The following is a 14,391-nucleotide window of genomic DNA, read 5'->3' on the forward strand; positions in this document are numbered from 1 at the left end:
ATCCTGGCCCAGCAGCGGCAGCACCGTCCCGAGGGTGGCGACCCCCGCCCGTCCTAGACTCGCTCCCGCCCCGACCACACGAGGAGACCGCATGCTGCAGGAGTCGATGGACGCCTACTCAGCGCTCAGCGACGGCCAGTTCGGCATCGACGACGCCACCTCGGTGGCGGGGCTGGGAATGTCTGCCCTCGGCGCCTTCCTCGACCCGGCCGGCGCCCTGGTGGGTGCGATCCTGGGCCCGCTGCTCGACTGGGTGGCCGCCAACGTCTCGTTCGTCAAGGAACCGCTCGACCTGCTGCTGGGCGACCCCGGCGAGGTCATGCAGTACAGCCAGCGGTGGCAGGCTGCCGCCCAACAGCTCACCCTGGCCTCGCAGCAGCAGGTGCAGGACGTGCAGAACAACCTGCAGCACTGGTCGGGGCAGGCCTACGAGGCGTTCATCAAGGTGCAGGTCAACGTCAACAAGGCCTTCACCTCCTCGGCCCAGCTGTGCCAGAGCATGGGCAACGCCGTCCAGGTCGCCGGCACCATCGTCGGCGTCCTGCGCGAACTCGTCTGGGGCCTGGTCAAGGAACTGGTGATCAGCCTCGTCACCAACGCCGTGATCGCCGCAGCGGCGGCCATCCCTTCGTTCGGGGCCTCGCTCGGCGCCTACACCGCCTGGGCCTCCGGCAAGGTGGCGATGGTGATGGGCAAGATCTCGATGGGCATCAGCAAGGTCTTCTCCAAGCTGTCCCGCCTGACCACCAGGATCGGCCCGCTGAGTCGCATGTTCGACCAGGCGGGTGCCGCCTTCGCACGCATGGCCGCCCGGTTCGACGTGCCCGCCGGCACCACCCCTCCGAGGGGACGACGAACCCACGACCCCGACGCCCCCAACCCGGCTCCGCACCCGCCGTTCGGTGACCCGGAGCCGCTGGGCACTCGTCCCGACCAACCCCTGTCGGCGACCGACCACCCCTACCTGCAGCCCAACGGCACCACCCCCGAGACCCAGGCCCTGCCCGGTGCTCCCCAGCCGACCGCCGTCACGCCGGCCGACGTGCCCGTCCCCGACGGGTGGCCCCCGCTCGACCAGAGCGCCCTCAACACCTTCGACGGAGCTCCCACTCCCGAGACGTGGCCCGCGGGAGAGACCCGTTACCGCGTGGTCGGTGACGGCCAGTACCCCTCCGGTTCGTTCTGGACGCGTGAACCCCCGGCTTCGGACGACGTGCTGCGCGGCGACCTCGCGGTGTTGAACGAGTGGAACGGCAACCACGGGGTGGTCGCCTACACCCCCTCGCAGGACCTCAATGTCTGGGTGGGACCCGCGGGGGCCCAGCCCACCACCGGTTACGATCCCCTCAACCCGACCCACCTTCCCGGTGGCGGCGAACAGATCTACGTGCAGCGAGGCGGGTTCCCGTCCGGTGACCTGGACGATCCCGGTCGCTGGCACGTGCAGAGCACTCCTTGGAGCAACTGATGAACGCCTTCGACGACCTGTTCGGCGCGCTCGACTCGCACCTGGCCTGGGTGCGCGGGCTCGACCCCCGTGGGCCCGACGCCGAGCGCAACGGGCGCAAGCACTTCATCTTCGCGACGGAGTCACCGACCTCGGCGTGGGCGATCTACTACTGCCACCAGTGCCTCACCCAGACGATGAACTCCGGGTCGTGGATGTTCGCAGCCGACGCGGAGCAAGCGCTCCGGCCGCCCACGGATGCGGGACTGACGACGGTCCGCGGGCTGTCACCCTCGGCAGAGCTCGACGCCGAGTTGGCCGACTGGCAGCGACGCCATGCGGTGGCGGCCAAGCCCTACCCGGGCGAGGCCCCGCGCATCAACTGACCCCCACCGCCCGAACTCAGTCGAGGATGCGCCGGGCAGCGTCCACGTTCTTCTGCTCCGTCTCGCGATACCGGCTGGCGGTCTGGCGCATCGACTGCGAGGTCGTCTCGATCGCCTGGACAGCGCCGTTGAGGTAACGGCCCGCTGCGGCCGTCACACCCGTCATCACGGGCACCAGCACCGGGCCCATCATCAGGCCGTACATCAGCGGGCTGGGTTGGGTCTGGGCCTGACTGACCGTCGTCCGCACCTGCGCCGCCAGACCGTCGAGTGACTGCACGTGCTGGTCGAGTTCGGGCAGGGAGAAACTCAGGTCAGGCATGGCGGTCTCCTTCGGAGATCAGTGGAGCGTCCATCGTAGGCAACGGGCAGTTCACCAGCGGGGACGATCGCGGCCGGCCCGCCCGCTCCAGAGACCGGGATCGGTCGCCGGTGACCACGACCCCGCCAACCCCGAGTCGGCGATCGCCACCTGCAACCGCTGCTGGGCGTCCTCGGCGGCGGCCCGGTAGCCCTCGACCACGGCCCGGGAGAGCTCGTCATGAGTGGCATCTGCCGCCGGGGCATGGAAGACCACCCTATCGACCTTGCCGCCGTTGAACACCGCGAGGGTCACCAGCTTGTCGCGGTGCTCGCCGACGATGGTGGCGGCCAGCTCGGTCAGCTCGGCGGTGTGCGCGGTGAGCTCGGCCACCTGCTGCTCGAGCTCCTGCTGCCAACTGGCCGGGTCACTGGTCGGCACGAGCCGCTGGAACAGGGGGTCGTTGACGAAGGCCGAGAGGTCCTCTGGTTCACCCTCGTCCAAGGTGGCGAGCAACCGGTCGAACTCGTCGTCGACGGGCAACCCTGCGGGCGGATCGACGGGCACCTGCCCGGGTGCCCCTGATGACGACTCCTCACTGCCCGCATCGGCAGCGCCCTCGTCCACGCCGTGCAGGGAACCGACCACCGGACGCCCGATCGTCGGTTGTTCGGGGGTGGGGGCCAGTTCGCCAATGGATGCGTCGAGGCCACCGGAGTCCCGGGCGAGCGCGCGGGTGATGAGGGCGCACGCCTCGTCGTAGGCCTGGCGGAATGCCGTGCACAGCTGCGCTGGGCTGGGCACGGGCTCGTCCGGGTCGAGGGTGAATCCGACCAGTCGTCCGCCGGGGCCGACCTTCACGCTCACGGCGGCGCTGGTGGCCTCGGCCGACAGTGCCGCCAACGCGGCGCTGCGACGCTGCGCGTCGGCGTACATCGCCTGGGCCTGCGACATCAGCTGCTCTGCGTACGCCAAGGGGTCGGTCGCTGCGGGGGACTTGGCTCGCTCGCTCACTTCTCGACCCTACGACAGGTCGGTGCCAGCCCCCGCTCGCAGGATCGAGCTGGCCAGCGCTTCGTCGGCGGTGACCTCGGCCAGCAGCGCAGCCCCGTCGAGGCCCGTGCCGCGGGGGGCAGGGAACTCGGCCCGGGGGAAGTGGTCGCGCACGTGCTGGACGAAGGACTCCCGCACCAGCGTCGAGCCGAAGACATTGCCCAGCATGCTGACGGCGGGATCCTCGGCGGTGACACCGACCGCCCGCAGCCCCGACACGGCCGAGTGCGCCAACTCGGCACCCGCCCGGACCACGATCTCCCGCGACACCGCGTCACCGGCGGCGGCGTGCTCGGCGACCACGCGGGCGTACGAGGCGATGCGACGCACGCGGCCCTCGTCCTGTTGCAGGTCGAGGTAGAGCTCGGGCAGCGAGGGGAAGTCGGCCAGCACGACAGCCGTCAGGGAGGTCTGCGGGCCCCGCCGGTCGAAGGCGCGCATGACGGCGTCGAGACCGGCCCGACCGATCCAGAAGCCCGACCCTGCATCACCGATGAGGTATCCCCAACCGTCGACCCGCAACACCTCGGACGGCCCGACCGCCAGCGTCACGACACCCGTGCCGGCCGCCGTCACAGCACCCTGCCGGTGCCCCAGTGCGCCCAGGTAGCTGGTGATCGAGTCGTGGGCCAGATTGACCTGCCGCACCCCGAGGTCGGCAACCTGGACGAGGAATTGTTCGGCCGACTCGTCGGCGCCCAGACCTGTCGACCCGACCCCGATCACGTCGATGGGCGATTCGGGCGTTGCCCAGAGGGCAGCAGCCTCGTGCGCGACCGCAGCCAGTTGGGGCACCACCGGGCGATCGGTGAGCATGCCACGGTGCTCGGTCTGCAGCACCTCGGTTCCGTTGACGCGGATCGAGGCACGCATGCCGGACTGGCCGGCGTCCAGGGCCATCAGGGTCGCCATGTCACACCTTCGGGTTTGGTTCGGGCGGGGTCGGTTCGGGTAGGGGGTCAACGAGGATCGGTGACCAGGTCGTTCAGGCAGGCCAGCGCGCGTTCGGCCGAGGCGGTGTCGAGCACCCCCGTCACCTTGAAGGTGTGCGTCTCGCCGGGCAGCAGGGTGACCATGCCGGAGTCGACGGAGGCGGTCGGGTTGGCCTTGTCGACCAGCAGGGTCAGGTCTCGCACCAATGTCTCTGCGGTGACGATCACCTGACTGGCGACCTCGTCGGCTGCCACCTCGACGCGGTACCGGGCACGGGGCAAGTCGCTGGCCCGCGGGGTGGCGAAGAACCACAGGGCGCGCAGGTACCCGCGGTCGTCCGGTCGTCCTATGCTAGCCACCAGCATTTCGTTGCTGCCCGTCTCCTCGGAGGGCGCACTGAACGCACGACCCAGTTCGACCGTGGCGGCGGCTCGGGCCTCGACCCGCAGCGGGTACTCGGCGTCGTCCAGCACCTCGCCCGAGAGCGAGAGACGCCTCACCACCAGCGGCCCCTCGACGGGACTGTCGGTGTCGTTGACGAGGGTGGCGCGCAGTCCTTGGCTGAGGTCGGTGCCGCCGATCGGCTGCAGGGTGAGCAGGCGAGGGGAGTTGGCCTGCGCCATGGCGTGCAGGAGCGGCTTCGCCCGTCCGTGCCCGTCGACCGCGGACCAGGAGATGACCGGCCAGCAGTCGTTGAGCTGCCACACGATGTTGCCCGTGCAGATGGGGTACAGCGAACGGAACCACCCGATGGCCAACCGGATCGCCTCGGCCTGGTTCCACTGCAACGCCCAGTGCCAGGCCTCCAGGTCCGTCGGCAGCGCCAGGTTCGGCAGCAGCCCACGGGTGAGGTTGTTGTTGCCCGACATCGCCTTCTGGTGCACGAAGGTGCCAGGAGAGGTGGGGGTGATCTCGTCGTCGAAGACCTGCATGGTGGTCCAGGCCGGGGGTGCCTGCCAGCCGTACTCGGCGACGAACCGCGCGCGGAAGCGGCGGTACTCCGTGGCCGGCAGGCGGTTCCAGGTGGCCCAGGAGTGCATCGAGCCACGGGTGGGTTCGTTGGGGGAGAGGCTCAGGTCGGACGAGATCCCGTCCCCGCTGGGGGTCCACGGCGAACCCGGCAGGTAGCCGACGGTGGGCGCGAGTTCAGCGACGATGGCGGGGAACTCGGTGTAGTAGTAGCGCTCACCCCAGGTGTGACCGTCAAGGGTCGACGACCAGCCCCAGTCCTGGGCTCCCTCCAGGTTCTCGTTGTTGCCGTTGAACAGCACCAGGCTGGCCCGGTGGCCCAACCGGGCGACGTTGTCGCGGGCCTCGGCGATGATCGACGAGAACAGCGGCTCCTCCTCGGCGTAGGCGGCGCAGGCGAAGGTGAAGTCCTGCCAGACCAGCAGCCCCAACTCGTCGGCCAGGTCGTAGAAGTCCTCGGACTCGTAGACGCCACCACCCCAGATGCGGACGAGGTTGAGGTTCGCCGCCAGGGCGTGCCCGAACTGGGCGGCCAGTTGGCCGCGGGTGGTGCGGTGCGGGAATGGGTCGTCGGGAATCCAGTTGACCCCCCGCACCTCGACCAGTCGGCCGTTGACGTGCAAGGCCATGCCGATGCCGTGCTCATCAGGGGTGATGCGCCACTCGGCGGTGCGGAAGCCGAGCCGGCGCTCGTCCCGATCTAGTTCTCGATCCGGTCGGGCGTCCGACCCGGTGTCGGCGCGGTGCAGGGTGATGGTGGAGTCGTACAGGGCGGGATCGCCGTGGCCCACGGGCCACCACAGGGCGACCTCGTCGAGGGTGACGGTCAGGCTGGCTTCGTTGTGTCCGGCCGGGATGGTGGCCTCACTGGTGAATGCGCCGACGGTGGCCCGCACCAGCAGGTCGGTGTCGTCACCGGCGCGTTCCACCTGGACCCGCACGGTGACCTCACCCGGGCACCCCTGCCGACCCGGGGCAGACGGGTCACCCACGGGGCGGGCGTCGGTGAGCACCCGCGCCAGACGAGCGGTGGACCAGGCCTCCAGCCTGATGTCGCGCCAGATGCCGGACGTCGCCGTGGCGATGCCCCAGTCCCAGCCGAAGCTGCAGGCCATCTTGCGGATCGCGTTGTACGGGTGCGGGTAGTCGTGGTGGCGCGGGCGCAACTGTTGGGCCATCCGGTTGGCGGCGCGCACGGGCGACTCGAAGGCGATCGACAAGACCTCGCCCTCGTGGCCGGTCACGTCGAACCGGTGGCGCCGGTGCATGTTGGCGACCCGGCCAAGGCTTGCCCCCTCCGATGCGGGGTCGCCCACCGCGAGCGAGGCCACGGTGTCGAGCCCGTCACAGACGAGGTCGACCCGGTCGTGGGGGTTGCCGTCGGCGTCGAGCGGGAACGAGGGCAGGGTGCTGCGATAGGTCCAGTCACTCTCGCCGATCCAGAACTGCCCCAGCTCGTTCTGGCCGACCATCGGGTCGGGAATGAGGTCGGCGGCCAGCAGGTCGGTGTGCACCGACCCGGGCACCGTCGCCGGGATCTCGTCGGGCAACGTGATCTCACCCTGGGGTCCCTTGGCGAGTCGCGCGGGGTGCAGGGTCCAGTCGGGCAGTGACAGCTTCATCATCGAAGGCTCCTTGAGGTCTCCGGCTCAGGGTATCGGCTGTGGCATCGGAGCAGAACCGGTTCTGCCCTGTTACGGACGGTCGGTGGCAGGGCGGGTCAGCACCGCTCCCGCCCGGGTGCCCAGGTGCTCGCCGCCACGGACCGTCTCCTGCCCCGAGACCCACACGCGTTCGATGCCGGCGGGGAAGACCTGCGGGTCGGTGTAGCTGGCCCGATCGGCGATCAGCAGTGGGTCGAAGGCGACCAGGTCGGCAGGGAACCCGGCGGCGATCCGGCCCCGGTCGACCAGGCCGACCCGGTCGGACGGCGCCGAGGTGCAGCGTCGGATCGCCTCGGGCAGCGACAACCCCAGGTCGTCGAGGAATGATGCCGCGAGGAAGTGTGGGAAGCAGCCATAGCTGCGCGGATGAGGCTGCTGGTGACCCGTCGGGCCGTCCGGGTCGATCGCCTGGCCGTCGGAGGCCACGATGCAGGCGGGGTGCGCCAGCGTGCCGCGCAGCACCTCGGCGGAGCGCCCGAAGGCGGTCATCAACACCTCCGTACCGTGCTCGGCGATCAGGTCGAGGGCGGCGTCGACGGGTTCTCGTCCGCGGTCGGTGGCGATCCAGTCGACGGTGCGTCCCACGACGGACGGGTCGGGTGCGGACGCGATCAGGACCTCGTCCCAGCCGAAGGCCATGCCGGGCTCGCTCAGCAGTTCCGCACGCACCCGGGCGCGCGAGTCGGCGCGCACCAGCGCCCTGCGCACTCCGACGTCGCCGCCCGACTGGACCCAGCTCGGCAGCACCTGGGTGAGCATGGAATTGCCGGCCAGGTAGGGATACATGTCGAAGGCAACGTCGAGCCCGGCGGCGCGGGCCTCGTCGATCATGGCGATGGCGGCGTCGAACGACGACCAGTTCCGCCGACCCACCACCTGCAGGTGGCTGATCTGCAGGCGACAACCGGTCAGCCGGGCCACCCGCAGCGCCTGCTCCAGACTCGGCAACAGGTCGTCGATGTAGTCGCGGATGTGCCAGGCGAACACCACCCCACGATCGGCGGCGACCCGACCCAGGGCCAGCAGTTCGTCCTCGAGCGCGAAACAGAGCGGGCTGTACACGAGACCCGTTGAGAGCCCGACCGCGCCGTCGTCGATGGCCTGGTGGGCGAGTCCGACCATCGCCTCGACCTGGCCGGCATCAGCGGGCTGGTCGGCCAGACCTGCGGTGGCGGCGTGCAGCGGGATGTGCGCCGCGAGCGTCGCCACGTTGATCGAGGGCCGGGCCTCGCGCCAGGCCCGCAGTTCGTCGGCCAGCCGTTGCCAGTGGGTGTCCACGGTGGGGTCGTGGTCGAGGTAGGAGTTCACGCCGCGCAGGTCGTCGTGGCTGGTCACCTCTGTCTGGGGGCTCATGCCGAGCCCGCAGTTGCCGACCACCTGGGTGGTCACCCCCTGTCTGACGGCCGAATGGGCCAGCGGGCTCGACAACAGCGTGAGGTCGGAATGGGTGTGGATGTCGACGAACCCGGGGGCGAGCACCAGGCCCGAGAGGTCGACCCGGGGCCAGGTGTCGTCCGCCTGCTCGAGGGGCACCACGAGACCGTCGGCCACCGCGACGTCGCGGATCTCGAGCGGGTTGCCGAGGCCGTCGGCCACCGAGGCTCCCGTCAGCACGAATCGGCTCGTCGGCCCGAGAGGTTGAGCGGAGGGGGTGGCTGTCACCACTCCACCCAACCGCCCGCCCCCGGGGCTGTCAACGGATGCGCAGTGGGCTGTGCTTGGATCGAACCGTGACCACAGCGAACCTCACCCGCGCCGAGGCGCGCTCCCGCACCGCCGCCCTCACCGTCGACACCTACGACGTCACCCTCGACGTCACCGGGGCCGAGGAGCCGGGGAATGCGTGGTTCGACACCACGACCACCATCACCTTCACGTCGTCGGCACCCACCACCTTGCTCGACTTCCTCGACGGCCAGGTGCAGCGGGTGGTCGTCAACGGGGCCGACCTGCCCAGTGCCGCCTACGACGGTGCCAGGGTCGCGCTCGGCGAGCTGTCGACCGAGGCCATCAACACCGTCACCGTCGTCGGGCGAGGCCGCTACTCGACCTCGGGCCAGGGGCTGCACCGGTTCACCGACCTGGCCGACGGCAACACCTACCTCTACACCCAGTACGAGCCGTCCGATTCGAGGCGGGTCTACGCGCAGTTCGACCAGCCCGACCTGAAGGCGCACCACACCTTCCACATCGCGGCGCCCGAGGGTTGGCTCGTGTGGTCGAACCAGCCCGAGGTCGCCACGGGTCCGGGTCCGGTCGAGGGCACGAGCTGGCACCACTTCGCCCCCACGCCACCGCTGTCGACCTACCTGTCCGCCGTCATGGCGGGCCCCTACCACCGGGTCAGTGACCAGTGGACCTCCGAGGACGGCTCCCTCACGGTCGACCTGGGCCTGGCCTGTCGTCCCGACCGCGCCAAGCACCTCGACGCCGAGGTGCTGTTCGACCTGACCAAGCGCGGGCTGGAGTTCTTCAACCGCGAGTTCGGGTACCCCTATCCGTGGGGGAAGTACGACCAGATCTTCGTGCCTGAGTACAACCTCGGAGCCATGGAGAACCCCGGCTGCGTGACCTTCACCGAGCAGTACCTCTTCCGCGAGGCGGCCACCCGGTCGCAGTACGCCGGGCGGTGCAACACGCTGCTGCACGAGATGAGCCACATGTGGTTCGGGGATCTGGTCACCCCGCGCTGGTGGGACGACCTGTGGCTCAAGGAGTCGTTCGCGGAGTTCATGGGCACCCACGCCAGCATCGCGATCGACGCGTTCGCCGAGGCGTGGGTGGGTTTCGCGGGGCGCCGCAAGGCGTGGGCCTACAGCCAGGACCAGTTGCCGACCACCCACCCGATCGTCGCGGACATCCCCGACGTCGAGGCCGCCAGGCAGAACTTCGACGGGATCACCTACGCCAAGGGCGCCTCGGTGCTCAAGCAACTCGTCCACTACGTCGGGCTGCAGCCGTTCTTCGCAGGCGCCCGCAGCTATTTCGCCGCCCACGCCTACGGGTCGACGAGCCTGGCCGATCTGCTGGTCGAACTCGAGCGTTCGTCCGGTCGAGACCTGGGGCCGTGGACGAAGGCGTGGCTCGAGACGGCCGGCCCCGACGAGCTGGCGGCCCGGGTCACGACCGCTGACGACGGGACCATGGCCGAACTTCGCATCGAGCAGACCTCGCTCGACGCCATCAGTGGGCAGCGGGTTCACCGTCCCCACGTGATCGCCGTGGGCCTGTACGACCTGGTCGAATCCCACGCCGGGGGCGAGCCCCGTCTGGTGCGCCGAGGTGCGCCGATCGAGGTGGAACTGGCAGGTGAAGGGGCCGTGGTCGAAGCCGCCTCGGGCCAACTCCTGCCGGCACTGGTGCTCGTCAATGACGGCGACTGGACCTACGCGAAGGTGCGCCTGGACGAGCGATCTGCGAGGGCTGCCGTCGACCACGTGGGGCACGTGGACGATCCGCTGGCCAGGGCGTTGCTCTGGTCGCAACTGTGGTCGATGACCCGCGACGGTGACCTGCTGGTGCGTGACTACCTGCGGGCTGTCACCACCCATGCTGCCGCCGAGGACGATGCCGCCACCCTGGGTTCCCTGCTCAGCCAGGCCCAGTCGGCCATCGAGTCCTTCGAGCATCCCGACCGGGTGCCCCCCGCCCGCCGCGAGTGGGTGTCGGCGGTGCGCTCCCTGCTCGGCTCCGATGCGATCTCCGACGACCAGCGGCTGCTCCTGGCGCGTGCGTTCGCCGTGGCAGCGGCCACGGTTGCCGACCCCGAGGTGGTCGACGACGTGCGCGACCTGCTCTCGGTGCCGCAGGTGGTGGTCCCGGCGCTGGAGGTGGGGCAGGACCTGCGTTGGTCGCTGGTGTCGGCCCTGGTCGCCACTGGTTCCGAGACGACCGGGGTCGCCGAGGAGGAACTCGTCCGTGACAACTCCATGGACGGACGGACTCGGCTCCGTCAGGTGTTGGCGTCCAGTCCCGAGGCCGACCCACGGGCCCTCGTCGACGGACTGCTCACGCCCGGGGCCCTGTCGAACGACCACGTCGATGCCGTCATCGCCGGACTGCGGACCCCCCTGCGCGAGGAGGCCACCGATGGGGCCGTGGGCGACCTGTTCGCCAGGGCCACCGCCATCTGGGCCGATCACTCGATCGAGATCGCACAGCGTCTGGTGCGCGGCCTGTTCCCGACCGCCCGCCCGGCCGAGACCGCCGATCGGGGTCGGGCCTGGCTCGCGGGTGAGGGGGCCGAGGCCCCGGCGGCGCTGCGGCGGATCGTGCTCGAACAGGTCGACTTCTGCGAGCGGCGCGCGAGGGTGCAGTCCGCCAACGCCTGATCGGGGCGAGTCGGGCGATGTGCATGGACGTCGAGGATCTCGAATTCGGCCCAGGGTCCTGACGACGTACAACCAAACGGTTGTATGTTGGGGACATGGGTGAGACCAGCGAGGACCGCGCGGACGCGATGTTCCACGCGCTCTCCGACCGCACCAGGCGCGACATCCTGCGCCGGGTGCTGGCGGGGGAGCACTCGGTCTCGACCCTGGCGGCGAACTACGACATGTCCTTCGCCGCGGTTCAGAAGCACGTCGCCGTGCTCGAGCGAGCGGGGCTGTTGACCAAACGTCGCAGCGGCCGTGAGCAACTCGCGAGCGGTGATGTGGAAGCCGTCCGTTCCGTCACCTCACTGCTCGAGGAGATCGAGCAGGTCTGGCGGGGACGCATTGACCGCATCGACGCACTACTGAAGGAGACCTGACATGCCCGTCACCGATTTCACCTCCAACCCCGACACCCGCACCATCACCATCACGGCCGAGTTCGATGCTCCCGTCGAGCGGGTGTGGGCCCTCTACGCCGACCCGCGCCAACTGGAGCGCGTCTTCGGCCCGCCCTCCCACCCGGCCACCTTCGTGCAGCACGACCTCACGGTCGGGGCCGAGACCCGGTACTACATGACCTCCCCTGAGGGGGAGAAGTACCCGGGCGTGTGGACCATCACCGCCGTGGACGAGCCCCACAGCTTCTCGTTCGAGGACGCCTTCGCCGACGAGCAGTTCCAGGTCAACGCCGACCTGCCGGTCTGCATGAGCACCTACTCCTTCGAGCCCCAGGGGGAGCGGACGAGAGCCGTCTTCGTCTCGACCTTCGCCTCGGCCGAGGCGCTGCAGCAGGTGATCGACATGGGCGTCGAGGAGGGCTCGATCAGCGCCATCAACCAGATCGACGGCGTCCTGGCCGCCTGACCGACGAGCGGCGCCACCGGCCGGCCGCCGGCGGTGGGCGGCCACCCCTGCCGGGGGCGCCGCTCCGGTAGATTGAGCCCGTGGCCGACACCGTTGAGCATGCAAGCCAGACCCCCGACGTCGAGCAGCCCTGGGCCGAACTGGGCCTGAAGGCGGACGAGTACACCCGCATCCGCGAGATCCTCGGACGCCGACCGACAGGCGCCGAACTCGCCATGTACTCGGTGATGTGGTCGGAGCACTGCTCCTACAAGTCTTCGAAGGTGCACCTGAAGCGGTTCGGGGTGCTCGAGCAGACGACCCCCCGCGGGCCGCTGCTGGCCGGGATCGGCGAGAACGCCGGTGTGGTCGACATCGGTCAGGGCTACGCCGTCACGTTCAAGGCGGAGTCGCACAACCACCCCAGCTACGTCGAACCCCATCAGGGGGCGGCGACCGGGGTCGGTGGCATCGTCCGCGACATCCTGGCGATGGGTGCGCGTCCGATCGGGGTGATGGACCCCCTCAGGTTCGGGCCCCTCGACGCCCCCGACACCCAACGGGTGCTGCCGGGAGTGGTGTCGGGGGTGAGCAGCTACGGCAACTGTCTCGGTCTGCCCAACATCGGCGGTGAGGTGGTCTTCGATGCCACCTACGCAGGCAACCCCCTCGTCAACGCGCTCTGCGTCGGCCTGCTGCGCCACGAGGACCTGCACACGGCCCACGCCTCGGGTGTCGGCAACCAGGTGATCATGTACGGCGCCGCAACCGGTGGTGACGGCATCGGTGGTGCCTCGATCCTGGCCAGCGAGACCTTCGCCGATGCCGACGGCAAGCCCGCCAAGCGTCCCGCCGTCCAGGTCGGCGACCCGTTCATGGAGAAACTGCTGATCGAGTGCACCCTGGAGTTGTTCTCCGAGGGCCTCGTCAACGGCATCCAGGACTTCGGGGCTGCGGGGATCTCGTGCGCCACCAGCGAGTTGGCGAGCGCTGGCGACGGAGGCATGCACGTCGACCTCGACCGGGTGGCATTGCGTGACCACACCCTGGCCCCCGAGGAGATCCTGATGTCGGAGTCGCAGGAACGCATGATGGCGGTCGTCGAACCGGCCAAGGTCGAACGCTTCCTCGAGGTCTGCGCCAAGTGGGACGTGCTCGCGACCGTCGTCGGAGAGGTGATCGAGGGTGACCGCCTGATCATCGACTGGCACGGCGAGACCATCGTCGACGTCGACCCGCGCACCGTCGCCCACGAGGGGCCGGTGTACGAGCGCCCCCTGGCCCGTCCGGAGTGGCTCGACGAGGTGCAGGCCGACGCCGCGGAGCGACTGCCGCGCGCCACCTCGTCCGACGACCTGCGTGCGCAGGTGTTGGCGCTGGTGGGCTCGCCGAACCTGTGTGACAAGTCCTGGGTCACCGACCAGTACGACCGCTACGTGCGCGGCAACACCGTGCTGGCCCAGCCCGAGGACTCGGGCATGTTGCGCATCGATGAGGAGTCGGGCCTGGGCATCGCGCTGTCGACCGACGCCAACGGACGCTTCTGCTACCTCGACCCCTACCAGGGTGCCCAGTTGGCGCTGGCCGAGAGCTACCGCAACGTCGCCACCTCGGGTGCCGAACCGGTGGCCATCACCGACTGCCTGAACTTCGGTTCGCCCGAGGACCCCGCTGTGATGTGGACCTTCGTGGAGGCCATCAAGGGACTGGTCGACGGCTGCCAGGCCCTCGGGACCCCGGTCACCGGTGGCAACGTGAGCTTCTACAACCAGACCGGTGACGTCGCGATCCTGCCCACCCCCACCGTGGGCATGCTGGGTGTGATCGATGACGTCTCCACCCGCAACCCCAGCGGATTCCGTCACGCGGGCGACGCGGTGGTGCTGCTCGGAACCACCCGCGAGGAACTGTCGGGTTCGGCGTGGGCCGAGGTCGTCCACGCCGGGCACCTGGGTGGACGCCCGCCGGTGGTCGACTTCGAGGCCGAGAAGGCACTCGGACGCGTGTTGATCAGCTCGGCCGTCGAGGGACTGCTGAGTTCGGCCCATGACCTGGCCGATGGGGGCCTGGCGCAGGCGCTGGTCGAGTCGTCCCTGCACCGCAACCTCGGTGTGGCCGTCACCCTGCCCCAGGGCGGTGGGGACGCGACCGTGCAGTTGTTCTCGGAGTCCGCGGGCCGCGCCTTGGTGTCGCTGCCCGGTTCGTCCCTGGGTCGTCTGCAGGCGCTGTGCGCCGAACACGGTGTTGCCTGGGAGCGGATCGGTGAGGTCACCGGTGAGGGGTCGCTCGAGGTGATCGGCGGCTTCGAAGGGGGACGGTTCGACATCGGGTTGGACGAACTCCGCACCGCGTGGACGGCCCCCATCCCTGACGCCATGAACGCCCCGGCTGCCCAACTGGCCCAGGTCGGCTGAGCCGA

Annotated in this window: 11 protein-coding genes; 6 read left to right on the plus strand and 5 right to left on the minus strand. The window is 69.9% G+C overall.

Going from position 1 to position 14,391, the window contains the following annotated elements; translation table 11 throughout:
* The first annotated feature begins 91 nt into the window (after window positions 1–91).
* Complete coding sequence (locus QQZ11_RS07305) at window positions 92–1,468, plus strand: hypothetical protein (protein WP_284549588.1); 1,377 nt, start codon at window positions 92–94, stop codon at window positions 1,466–1,468.
* The gene (locus tag QQZ11_RS07310) at window positions 1,468–1,833 is read left to right on the plus strand and encodes a hypothetical protein (protein ID WP_022911057.1); all 366 of its coding nucleotides are present in this window, start codon (window positions 1,468–1,470) and stop codon (window positions 1,831–1,833) included. The genes QQZ11_RS07305 and QQZ11_RS07310 overlap by 1 nt, the downstream gene beginning before the upstream one ends.
* A gap of 16 nt (window positions 1,834–1,849) precedes the next feature.
* Here QQZ11_RS07310 and QQZ11_RS07315 read toward each other — a convergent pair whose 3' ends face one another.
* The 5 genes from QQZ11_RS07315 to QQZ11_RS07335 all read right to left on the minus strand — a co-directional run bounded on the left by QQZ11_RS07315 (window position 1,850) and on the right by QQZ11_RS07335 (window position 8,367).
* Window positions 1,850–2,155 (minus strand): hypothetical protein, encoded by a 306-nt coding sequence (locus QQZ11_RS07315; protein ID WP_284549589.1) that lies wholly within the window; start codon window positions 2,153–2,155, stop codon window positions 1,850–1,852.
* 51 nt (window positions 2,156–2,206) lie between these two features.
* Entirely contained in the window at window positions 2,207–3,148 is a 942-nt protein-coding gene (locus tag QQZ11_RS07320) for a hypothetical protein (RefSeq protein ID WP_284549591.1), read from the minus strand.
* A 9-nt stretch (window positions 3,149–3,157) separates the two neighbouring features.
* Window positions 3,158–4,099, minus strand: a complete 942-nt coding sequence (locus QQZ11_RS07325) for an N-acetylglucosamine kinase (RefSeq protein WP_284549592.1) — start codon at window positions 4,097–4,099, stop codon at window positions 3,158–3,160.
* A 47-nt stretch (window positions 4,100–4,146) separates the two neighbouring features.
* On the minus strand, window positions 4,147–6,714 hold the full coding sequence (locus QQZ11_RS07330; RefSeq protein ID WP_284549594.1) for a glycoside hydrolase family 2 protein: 2,568 nt from the start codon (window positions 6,712–6,714) through the stop codon (window positions 4,147–4,149).
* A 69-nt stretch (window positions 6,715–6,783) separates the two neighbouring features.
* A complete protein-coding gene (locus QQZ11_RS07335) occupies window positions 6,784–8,367 on the minus strand; it encodes an N-acyl-D-amino-acid deacylase family protein (RefSeq protein WP_284549596.1) in 1,584 nt (527 codons plus the stop codon).
* 116 nt (window positions 8,368–8,483) lie between these two features.
* On the opposite strand from QQZ11_RS07335, the gene pepN reads away from it, so the two are divergent.
* From pepN to purL, 4 genes are all read left to right on the plus strand, one after another.
* Entirely contained in the window at window positions 8,484–11,084 is a 2,601-nt protein-coding gene (gene pepN / locus QQZ11_RS07340) for an aminopeptidase N (RefSeq protein ID WP_284549598.1), read from the plus strand.
* A gap of 95 nt (window positions 11,085–11,179) precedes the next feature.
* Window positions 11,180–11,506 carry an ArsR/SmtB family transcription factor gene (locus QQZ11_RS07345; protein WP_022911050.1) on the plus strand — a complete coding sequence of 109 codons (327 nt, stop codon included), beginning with the start codon at window positions 11,180–11,182 and terminating at the stop codon, window positions 11,504–11,506.
* A gap of 1 nt (window position 11,507) precedes the next feature.
* The gene (locus QQZ11_RS07350; protein WP_284549600.1) at window positions 11,508–11,993 is read left to right on the plus strand and encodes an SRPBCC family protein; all 486 of its coding nucleotides are present in this window, start codon (window positions 11,508–11,510) and stop codon (window positions 11,991–11,993) included.
* A gap of 80 nt (window positions 11,994–12,073) precedes the next feature.
* Complete coding sequence (gene purL / locus QQZ11_RS07355; RefSeq protein WP_284549602.1) at window positions 12,074–14,386, plus strand: phosphoribosylformylglycinamidine synthase subunit PurL; 2,313 nt, start codon at window positions 12,074–12,076, stop codon at window positions 14,384–14,386.
* Window positions 14,387–14,391: the final 5 nt, after the last annotated feature.

The organism is Aestuariimicrobium sp. T2.26MG-19.2B, from assembly GCF_950101875.1.
In the GTDB taxonomy this organism is placed as follows: domain Bacteria; phylum Actinomycetota; class Actinomycetes; order Propionibacteriales; family Propionibacteriaceae; genus Aestuariimicrobium; species Aestuariimicrobium kwangyangense.